Origin of the sequence: Massilistercora timonensis, from assembly GCF_048354975.1 — a bacterium.
Classification (GTDB): domain Bacteria; phylum Bacillota; class Clostridia; order Lachnospirales; family Lachnospiraceae; genus Massilistercora; species Massilistercora timonensis.
In genome coordinates this window covers 1-9,625 of record NZ_DBGCJQ010000107.1, presented here as the reverse complement: position 1 = coordinate 9,625, position 9,625 = coordinate 1, and the positions used below count along the sequence as shown (strand labels likewise).

General features: G+C 49.7%; 9 protein-coding genes. 2 read left to right on the top strand and 7 right to left on the bottom strand.

What is annotated here, in order from left to right; genetic code table 11:
* From ACML7B_RS09660 to rplM, 3 genes are all read right to left on the bottom strand, one after another.
* On the bottom strand, window positions 1-2,675 hold a 2,675-nt coding region (locus tag ACML7B_RS09660), incomplete at its 3' end, for an EAL domain-containing protein (RefSeq protein WP_418540968.1).
* Window positions 2,676-3,387: 712 nt separating this feature from the next.
* Complete coding sequence (rpsI, locus tag ACML7B_RS09655) at window positions 3,388-3,780, bottom strand: 30S ribosomal protein S9 (protein ID WP_106790504.1); 393 nt, start codon at window positions 3,778-3,780, stop codon at window positions 3,388-3,390.
* Window positions 3,781-3,808: 28 nt separating this feature from the next.
* Complete coding sequence (gene rplM, locus ACML7B_RS09650; protein ID WP_346706980.1) at window positions 3,809-4,237, bottom strand: 50S ribosomal protein L13; 429 nt, start codon at window positions 4,235-4,237, stop codon at window positions 3,809-3,811.
* A gap of 239 nt (window positions 4,238-4,476) precedes the next feature.
* On the opposite strand from rplM, the gene ACML7B_RS09645 reads away from it, so the two are divergent.
* Complete coding sequence (locus ACML7B_RS09645; protein WP_418540965.1) at window positions 4,477-5,835, top strand: MATE family efflux transporter; 1,359 nt, start codon at window positions 4,477-4,479, stop codon at window positions 5,833-5,835.
* 51 nt (window positions 5,836-5,886) lie between these two features.
* Here ACML7B_RS09645 and ACML7B_RS09640 read toward each other — a convergent pair whose 3' ends face one another.
* Window positions 5,887-6,351 carry a DUF1307 domain-containing protein gene (locus tag ACML7B_RS09640; RefSeq protein WP_106788810.1) on the bottom strand — a complete coding sequence of 155 codons (465 nt, stop codon included), beginning with the start codon at window positions 6,349-6,351 and terminating at the stop codon, window positions 5,887-5,889.
* Between the two features lie 137 nt (window positions 6,352-6,488).
* Here ACML7B_RS09640 and ACML7B_RS09635 point away from each other — a divergent pair, with 137 nt between their 5' ends.
* Window positions 6,489-7,796 carry an alpha-amylase family glycosyl hydrolase gene (locus tag ACML7B_RS09635; RefSeq protein WP_418540963.1) on the top strand — a complete coding sequence of 436 codons (1,308 nt, stop codon included), beginning with the start codon at window positions 6,489-6,491 and terminating at the stop codon, window positions 7,794-7,796.
* 80 nt (window positions 7,797-7,876) lie between these two features.
* Here ACML7B_RS09635 and ACML7B_RS09630 read toward each other — a convergent pair whose 3' ends face one another.
* From ACML7B_RS09630 to ACML7B_RS09620, 3 genes are all read right to left on the bottom strand, one after another.
* Window positions 7,877-8,386: a flavin reductase family protein gene (locus tag ACML7B_RS09630; protein WP_418540961.1), complete on the bottom strand. Its 510-nt coding sequence runs from the start codon at window positions 8,384-8,386 to the stop codon at window positions 7,877-7,879.
* A 61-nt stretch (window positions 8,387-8,447) separates the two neighbouring features.
* Window positions 8,448-9,287 (bottom strand): M15 family metallopeptidase, encoded by an 840-nt coding sequence (locus ACML7B_RS09625; protein ID WP_418540958.1) that lies wholly within the window; start codon window positions 9,285-9,287, stop codon window positions 8,448-8,450.
* Window positions 9,288-9,625, bottom strand: a 338-nt coding sequence (locus ACML7B_RS09620) for an NADase-type glycan-binding domain-containing protein (protein WP_418540955.1), incomplete at its 5' end; no start/stop codon positions are given. It abuts the gene before it with no gap.

Here is a 9,625-nt window from a genome sequence, read left to right as displayed (position 1 = left end):
GCTTCCCGGAGGATCTGGGCCTGTTCTTCCGACTCAACCCCTTCGCAGATCACATGATACCCCAGGCCCTGGATCATCTCGATGATCCGCTGCAGAAAATAGATCCCTCTTCTGCTGGTGGTACAATTTGTGATAAAAATACGATCCAGCTTGATGGTATTAACGGGAATATCAATGATAGAATTCAGCACCGAATATCCTGCGCCAAAATCATCAATAGCCGTATGAATTCCAATCGCCTGCAGATCCCGGAAAAGGCGCTTTGCCTCTTCATATTCTTTTACCGTGGCAGTCTCGGTCAGTTCGATCTCTGTATATTTTGTATCCATTTCATATTTCTCGAGAAGCGACAGAAACCGCTGGATCGCATGGTTGTCAGACGCATGCACAATCGATACATTTACGGAGATAGGAACCTGTTTCCTCCCCAGCTTTCGATTTTTCGCCAATAGTTTTAAAGTCTGCTCAAATACAAAGAAATCCAGTTCCTGGATCTGTCCTGTAGATTCGCACAGAGGAATAAACTGATTTGGATAAATGATCTTCCCGTCCCGGGTCCTCCAGCGGGCCAGCGCTTCTGCCCCGATCACCGCACCGTCTTCCAATGAAATCTTAGGCTGCAGGTAAACCTGAAAACGCTGTTCCCGGATAGCTTCACCGATTTCATTCACAATCTCATTTTCCAATTTCCGCTTTCTGCCAAGTTCCTCATCATACAGGCGGATAGACGCGCACGCCGCCCCCAACTTCCCGGGAACCTGTTTCCTCGCGTAATTCGCCGCATCAATAGCATAGGAAGCCCCCACGCAGTCTGCTTCGATCTGATAGATCCCAATCCTTACCCGGGGCTTATATCCTTTGATCCTGCGGGATTCCGTCTCGGAAAAGCCCTGACAGATCCGGTTCAGGTTTCCCATTACATCCTCCCGGTTTTTCCCCGGCAGCAGCATCAGGAACTGGTCGGAAACCACACGCGTAAAATAGACGCCCTCCTCTTTGTCCAGCTCCTCAATAAAATAATTGCAAAATTCCCGCAGAAGCTGGTCTCCACGACTATATCCATATTTCTGATTAAAATATTTAAATCCGGCGAAATCCATATATAAAAGATAATCCGAAACCGCGTAATTTCCAATGATCAGCCGTTCCAGCTCCACCCGGAACCGGGAAAAAGAAAGCAAACCAGTAAGGCTGTCGTACTCTGGTCCGTCCACCCGTTCTTCCCCTGTCCTGTTAACTGCCATCGCTCTGGCCAGATGGGCAGATATGATCTTGGTCACTTCCCCCAGCTCTTTCCGGCTCTGACGGGACCAGTACCGTTTCTCCCGACAGGCCACATAAGAAATAGCTCCTGTGTATTTTCCTTCACAGTACATCGCCGCGTACAGGACCGTCTTGGCCTCTCCCTGCATCAGAAGAGCCGCCCCCTGCGGAGAATACATACCCATATCGTCATGCTGCAGAACAACGGTCTGATATTCGTCATAACTCTGAAAAAGTGTCAGAAAATCCTCCTTGGTAAACCCGGCCTTTTCCTTTAGTACCTCCGGCGCATACTCTGACGTCCACTGATACTGACGTCCTGTATTCTTATCCTGGATATTTGTACGGATGATGGTAATCCGGTCCAGACGGAGCCGGTAACCGATAATCTCCATCAGCTGCTCTATCGCTGATGAAAAGCTGTTCATTTTCTCAAATATTTCAAACGCCGTAGAAATAATATCGTTATGCAGGTATCGCGCATCGATAGGCCCCCGCGAAAAAAGAACATCCTGCGTCAGTTCATACCGCCGCAGATTATCACAGAACACATACTGATCTCTTCCCTTTTCTTTCGCTTGATAAAGCGCCCAGTCCGCATTGCCAAACAACTGGTCATAAGTATAACCCGACTCATTCTCCGGCAGATAACAGATCCCGATACTGCAGGTCATAGAATAGTCTTTGTCCTGAAACTTCAGCTCACGGACCGCGTCAAGCAGCTGCATCCCTCTCTTTACCAGAGTAGAATGACTGATATCCTTGAGAAAGATTACAAATTCATCCCCTCCAAAGCGGACCACGATATCCTTTTTCTCGAAAAAATTCCGCAGAAGACGCGCCAGTTCTACCAGCACATAATCTCCAAACAAATGGCCATAGGTATCATTTACATATTTAAAATAATCAATATCCAGCAACATGATGCCGCAGGTAGCGTAAGGATCCTTATGCTGCAGGTATTCACTGATCAGCTTCCGCCCAAAAGAGTAATTGTAAAGAGATGTCAGTGCATCTTTTGTCGCCTGCTCTTCCAGGATTTCTTCCCTGGTCTTCTCTTTGGTAATATCCGTGACCATCAAAGGAAGTCTTTTGCTCTTGTCTATTCCATTAATAGAAAGGATCTGCACGAGCATACGGACCGTCTTATCGCCTTTTTGGATCCGGATCTCCGTCTGGCCTCTTGCCTTCCCCAGATAGAGATCCCGGACTTTCTGCCTGTCCTGCGGGTGGATGATCGAATCCTGCTCCAGATACTCCAGATAATTCGGGATCATCTTTCTTGCATTCATCTCTTCGTCATAAATGACAAACGTATCTGTCTCCACCACATATTCGCAGATGATAAACGCATTATTTTTGAAAATTGCAGTAAGAAGTTCCCTTGCCTGTTCTTCTCCAATCCTTTGCATATGATGTCCCTCTTATCCTTTCCCGGCAATTTTTGTCAACATTCCCTTTCCCAGTTTATCATAATTTCCCGAGGAAAGATAGAAAAAGCAATCGGATTTAACAATATACGAACAAAAAACAACTCATCGCTTCACCGGTCTTCTGCGATACCGCTTCACAAACACAAACGCCACGACCAGTACCACAAAGCATACGTCGTGATAGAATCCACATAGATGTTCCATTCAACAGCTGATTTAAATAATTTGACATCCCCCTCTCACTTTGCTAATATAAGTATAGAAATAGGCACTACCGATAAGCGGTTAGTCCAAAAAATGTTAGTTACAAAGAAGTAACCGCACACTTTGGCTGAGGGGCGGTTACTTTTTTGTGTGATCTATGCATGCGATTAAGATCGTAACGACAATACCAAATATCATCAAAACGATGGAGAGCATTTCGAAATCACTCATAAGTTTGCCCTCCTTTCCAATATTTCTCTTTACTGAGATTTCTATGTAATCAGAGGGTTCAGTCCCTCTGTCGAAGGACTAACCGCCTACCGTTCTCTGATAGTGCCTGACTTTATTTTATCAGAACATATATTCTATTTCCAGTGTTGTTTTCAACTCTTTTCCACCTTTTAAACAATAAAAAACCTCCCAGAACAATGTCCTGGGAGGCCATGCAATGCCTTGCGGCGTTTGGATCGTATATTGTTGTATCCGATTAACGCTTGCTGAACTGCGGAGCTCTACGAGCTGCCTTGAGGCCGTATTTCTTACGCTCTTTCATTCTCGGATCACGAGTCAGGAATCCTGCTTTCTTAAGGATCGGTCTGTAATCAGCGTCCGCCTCAAGAAGCGCTCTTGCGATACCGTGACGGATCGCTCCTGCCTGTCCGGTGTAACCGCCGCCCTTTACATTGACGATCACATCAAACTTTCCGTCTGTCTCGGTAGCTACCAGCGGCTGACGAACAACCACCTTCAGGGTCTCCAGACCAAGATACTCGTCGATGTCTCTCTTATTTATGGTAATATTGCCTGTACCTGGTACCAAATATACTCTTGCAACTGATTTTTTTCTTCTTCCTGTTCCGTAGAATTTTGCTTTTGCCACTGTCATATCCTCCTTTCAAAACCTTTCCTTAAAACTTCAGCTCTTCCGGCTTCTGAGCCTGCTGCTCATGCTCTGGGCCGGCGTATACACGGAGCTTCTTGATCATAGATCTTCCCAAAGGTCCCTTCGGAAGCATACCCTTCACGGCAAGCTCGATCACCTTCTCCGGCTTCTTTGCCATCATCTCAGCCAGTGTGGTCTCTCTCATTCCTCCAACATAGTCAGAGTGATTGTAATAAATCTTCTGATCCATCTTCTTACCGGTAACTTTTACGTCTTTCGCGTTTACTACGATCACGTAGTCGCCGGTGTCAATGTGGGGAGTGAACTCCGGCTTGTTCTTGCCTCTTAAAACCTTGGCTACTTCAGAAGCCAGGCGGCCTAATGTATATCCTGCAGCGTCAACTACATACCATTTTCTCTCGATCTTATCTGGATTCGCCATATAAGTGTTCATTGGTTTACCTCCTGTAAATCATTTCCTTTTTCATGATCAATTTATCGAAATCAACAAGACTCCGGGGCTATGGTTTCTTGCCGTTTCTCCTTTTGTCATACTGCATTATTATATTATACGGTTCCTGGCGTGTCAACTGTTTTCCACGATTTTTTCCGGCTTTTTCATGGGAATCTTCTATACTTTCCTGCTGACAAGGTGGTATAATGATCCTACTGATTTTTACGGAGGTTTCAACCATGCGAAAAACCATAGATCTGCTCCATGGGCCGGTGCTCTCTTCCCTGACCCGGCTGGCCATTCCCATTATGGCCACTTCTCTCATTCAGATGGCTTATAATCTTACCGATATGATCTGGATCGGACGTGTGGGCAGCAACGCCGTGGCGGCGGTGGGCGCCGCCGGAATGTATATGTGGCTCTCCAACGGACTGGTAGCTCTGGCCCGGATGGGCGGACAGGTCAACGTAGGATACGCCCTTGGCGCAGGCCAGAAAGAAACTGCCGGGGAATCGGCCTCCGGAGCTCTCTGGCTCTGTGTCCTGATGGGCGTGATCTACGGACTTGGCTGCGCCCTTTTTGCCGGTCCACTGATTGGCTTCTTCCATCTGAACAGCCCTGTGGTCATCGCCGATGCCAGGATCTATCTGCAGATCACCTGCGGTCTGGTTCTCTTTTCCTTCCTGAACCAGACTTTTACCGGACTTTTTACTGCCATTGGCAACAGTCGGGCAGCCTTTTTATCCACCGCTTCCGGACTTCTGATCAATTTTGTCCTGGATCCGGTCCTGATCTTCGGCCTGGGGCCCTTTCCCCGGATGGGCGTTATGGGCGCCGCCGTGGCCACTGTATTCGCCCAGGCTATTGTCACCGTTATGTTCCTTACATTCGCGCTCAGAGACTCTGTCCTTTTCCCTTATGTGCACTGGAAATGGATTCCCAGACTGGAACCGATCCGCTCCATTGTGCGGATCGGCCTTCCCACGTGCCTGCAGAATATGCTCTTTACCGGGATCTCCATGATCATTGCCCGCCTGGTGGCCGGATACGGGGACGGCGCCGTAGCGATACAAAAGGTGGGTTCTCAGATCGAGTCCATCTCCTGGATGACCGCCGACGGATTCTCTGCGGCCGTAAATTCTTTTATCGCCCAGAACCACGGCGCCGGAAACCGGCAGCGGATCCGGAAAGGATACCAAAGCGCCATGGGCATCGTCCTTGTCTGGGGAGTCTTCTGTACCCTGCTTCTGATCTTCTGCCCGGCGCCCATCTTCCGGATCTTCATCACAGAGCCGGAACTATTGCCCATGGGCGTGGATTACCTGGTCATCCTGGGCTTTTCTCAGCTCTTCATGAGCGTGGAGCTGACCACGGCCGGCGCCTTCTCCGGGTTTGGCCGGACACTGCCGCCCTCGGTCACAAGTATTGTATTTACCGCCCTGCGGATCCCCATGGCCCTTGTCCTTACCAAAACCGCCCTGGGGCTCAACGGGATCTGGTGGAGCATCACCATTTCCAGCATTTTCAAGGGCGTGCTTCTGTTTACCTGGTTTCTCTTTTTCCTGCGCCGGGCGACCCGGACAGAGCAGGCAGAATAGCCACAAAAAAACACTGCGGAAACAATTGTCCGCAGTGTTTTTATATTCCTTCTACTCCTCGACGGTCCAGCCGCTGGCTTCCAGGCTTTCTCTTGTCTGTTCCAGGGAGATCTCGCTGACGTCATCCCCATCTACCGGAAGCAGTCCCTGCTCGATCACCGCTTTCAGCACCTCTTCGTCCGCTACCGGGATGGTGATCACTTCACGGATCTCTCCGTCTCCCTCTTCCGTAGTGTACTCAGTACCTTCGATGGCTTCATAAGCCGCAGCCGCCTCTTCGATAGCCGCGCGAAGCTGCTGGATCTGATCCTCGGTAAATCCTTCCGTACTTACCACCGTCTCCTGCTCCACATTGGTGACCGTGTCGCCTTTGGCGTCCATACGCATGGTAAAGGTCATACCGCTTTGCTCCATGGTGCACACCAGAGCGTCTTCCACTTCCTCTTCGCCGCCGCATGCGGAAAGTCCCAGCACAACACATACAGCCAGCATTAAGCTCAGAATCTTTTTCTTCATTTCTTAAGCCCTCCCTCTTAGATTTTGATAGTCTCATTATACTCCCCCGCAGGCGGCCTGTCCATGAAAAGTGTGTTAAATTCCGGGATTTTCTGATATAATAGCTCTATCCTGTTATTTAAGAGAGGTTACAGAATATGTGGGCTTACAACAGTATATTTTATCAGATCTATCCCATCGGATTCTGCGGTGCGCCGACTCACAACGACGGGCAGTGTGTTCCCCGGATCCGGCGTCTTGCATCCTGGGCGGACTATCTCCAGGACCTTGGCGTTGACGCCGTTCTCCTGAACCCGGTTTTCGAATCCGACAATCACGGGTATGACACCCGGGACTTCCGCAAGATCGACTGCCGTCTGGGCTCCAATGAGGATTTCGCCGACGTCTGCAAGACTCTTCATGAACACGGCGTCAAGATCGTGCTGGACGGGGTTTTCAATCATGTGGGAAGAGGCTTCTGGGCCTTCCGGGACGTGCAGGAAAAGAAATGGAACTCCCCTTATAAAGACTGGTTCTGCATCAATTTCGACGGGAACAGCGGCTACAACGACGGCTTCTGGTACGAAGGCTGGGAGAGCCATTATGAACTGGTGAAGCTGAATCTTCGCAACCCGGCAGTGGTGGATTACCTGCTTGACTGTGTCCGGTTCTGGGTGGAAACCTTCGATATCGACGGCCTGCGGCTGGATGTAGCTTACAGCCTGGACCGGGATTTCATGAAACAGCTGCGCGCATTTACCGGCAGCCTGAAAGAAGAATTTGTGCTGATCGGGGAAGTGCTGTTCGGAGACTATAACCAGATCGTCAACAACGACATGCTTCACAGCTGTACCAACTATGAGTGCTACAAAGGACTTTACTCCAGTTTCAATTCCATGAACCTGTTCGAGATCGCCCATTCCCTGCATCGTCAGTTCGGAGCAGATCCCTGGTGCATTTACCGGGGCAAACACCTGATGACCTTCGCGGACAACCATGATGTGACAAGGCTGGCCAGCATTCTCACCAACAAGGAGCACATTCCTCTGGCCTATGGCCTTCTCTTTGGAATGCCCGGGATCCCCTGCCTGTATTACGGCAGCGAGTGGGGGGAACCCGGGGAAAAGGCGCCGGACAACGACTACGCCCTGCGCCCCCATTTCGAAGCGCCAAAACCAAACGATCTGACCGATTTCATCCGGAAGCTGATCCAGATCCGGCATGGCAGCGATGCCCTGTGCAACGGCTCCTACCGCAATGTGGTGATCACCAACCACCAGCTGATCTTTGAGCGGGCTACTGAAAAAGAACGGATCCTGGTGGCGGCAAACGCCGCAGATGCGCCCTATACCGCCTCCTGCGGGGACCTTAACGGAACCGCCAAAGAACTGCTCAGTGGTCGAAAACTAGATATAGCGGGAAATCTGGAACTTCCGGCTTACAGCATACAATATCTGGTCCTGTAATTCATTTTGGTACACCCCTGAAGTCAATTTAGGACGTAGCCTTTTTCAAAAAGGCTACGTCCTAAATTGACTTAAAAATATTATTTTCTCACCAGAACCTTCTCAATTTCCGCAATATACATGGTGTGATAATCTTTGGTGGGATACCATTTTTCATCGCATTCTTTCTCGATGAAGCACTCCGGCTTCATCTCCTGAGCGTACAGCTTCCTGCACACCAGGACCATCTCTGCCTCTTCCACCCCGGTGGTGCCGTCCACATAGAAGGGATGGAGTCCGGCTTCTTTCCATTTATCTTCCACATTTCTCCCGGAGACGGAACCGCACACGTTCAGGGCCTTGCGATGTTCTTCCGGCAGGAAGGACAGGGTAAATCTTTCTTCCCGGTCCACGAATTCCTTGGTGTAACGCTGCGGACGGATATAGGCGGTTGCCACTTCTTTTCCCCACATAATGCCAACGCCGCCCCAACTTGCCGTCATGGTATTGGACTTTTCCTCGTTCCCGGCTGTAATCAGCATCCACTGTTTGCTGATCTTATCAAATGGATTAAACTCCAAGCTGTGAATATCTGTTTCCTGAAATCCCATTTTTCATTTCCTCCTTATCTATAAACTTCTGGTTATACTCTAATACAGATCCTGCGCCCTGTCAAAAATCCTTTTTCTCAAAATGCTGATAATCCTTGGAACTGATCCAATCCCCGCCCCAGGTAAATCCATAGCTGGAAAACACTTTATACGCCTCGTCCTCATGAGTGATCATATGGGGAAGCCCTGCGTCCCGGTCCAGATATTTCTCCATATCCTTATAGTACTTCGCGATCTCTCCGGCGGCATTGTACTGCACGTAGGGATTCTCTATAGGATTCAGGTCAATGGCGTATCCTCTGGCATGATTGGACAAATGATCCGTCCCCGGCACCACCCGGTAATTGAACGCGGAGGTATTGTTGTGCTCAATGGAATTGGTATCCGAATCCACACCGTTTCCCGTCCAGAATTTGTCAATGAGACGCATGGAGGCGATCTCATATTCCTTCCGGAACAGTTCCAGGAAAATCTTCCGACAGTCCTCCGCGATCCGCCGGTTGACGATCAGCTCGCCCACCTGGATCTCATGGTCATAATTATAGTGCAGTACCTTCAGATAGCGAAGGTCCTCCAGGCCGATATGGTCGTTTTCCCGATAAGACTTCCCGTTGATCTCCTGATAGACTTCCTCGCTGATCCCGGCGATCTGGAAATACTTCTCCGGTTCGTTAAGGTCCAGCCAGGTTTCCGGGATCACCTCGCCGGCCTTCACGTAAGAGATCTCATCCAGATGAATGGAAATGGGAAGGGACAGCCCCTCCCTGGCCTCCTGCTCTTGGGAAATTTTTCCATACGCCGCTCCGAAATGGCTGCAGCCGCCCGCTTCCGTCAGCAGAAGAAGGGCAAGGCACAAAACCCCTGCCCTTCTCCATATTTTTTTCTTCCAGAGATCCTTCATCTAGTCCGCATCCTCCCCGTAGATCTCAACTTCAGCGATACAGGTATCATCCCAGTCAGGGTTGCTCCCATAGTAGACATCCTCGATGGTAATGGTGATCAGGGACGTATCACAGCCTTCCTCCACCGCTACCCATTGTTTCGTCTTCTCGTCCGGGAAATCCACCTGCGTCTCCCTTCCGTTCATTGTGATCGTCAACCTCTGCGGACGGTGATTCTCTCTGTAATAGTCGCCGGACCTCCAGTTGCCCAGATTGAACGCCAGATATTTGACTTCATAAACCCGGTCGAGATAGAAGGTCACCTGTTCTCCGATCCCCGGTCCGTCCACGCCTTCCT